Annotated in this window: 1 protein-coding gene; it reads left to right on the top strand. The window is 62.1% G+C overall.

Annotated elements, in window-relative coordinates; genetic code table 11:
* The coding region (locus tag OCF96_RS10080; RefSeq protein WP_261447087.1) for a hypothetical protein at positions 1-235 on the top strand (235 nt) is incomplete at both ends.

The raw sequence follows: 235 nt of genomic DNA, 5'->3' as shown, positions 1-235 counted from the left end.
CAGCACAAGTGCAAGTCAGTCGGCCTCAACCAGTGCAAGCCAATCCGCCAGCACAAGTGCAAGTCAGTCGGCTTCCACCAGTGCGAGCCAATCAGCCAGCACGTCAGCTAGTCAATCGGCTTCAACCAGTGCGAGTCAATCCGCCAGCACCTCAGCTAGTCAGTCCGCCTCGATCAGATCGGAAGCGCACCCGGCTGACCTCCAGTCACTTCCCGGGATCGGGGGGGGCGGCGGG

Source organism: Streptococcus mitis (genome assembly GCF_946190065.1).
Taxonomy (GTDB): Bacteria; Bacillota; Bacilli; order Lactobacillales; family Streptococcaceae; genus Streptococcus; species Streptococcus mitis_DE.
This window is presented reverse-complemented; position numbering and strand designations above follow the sequence as displayed.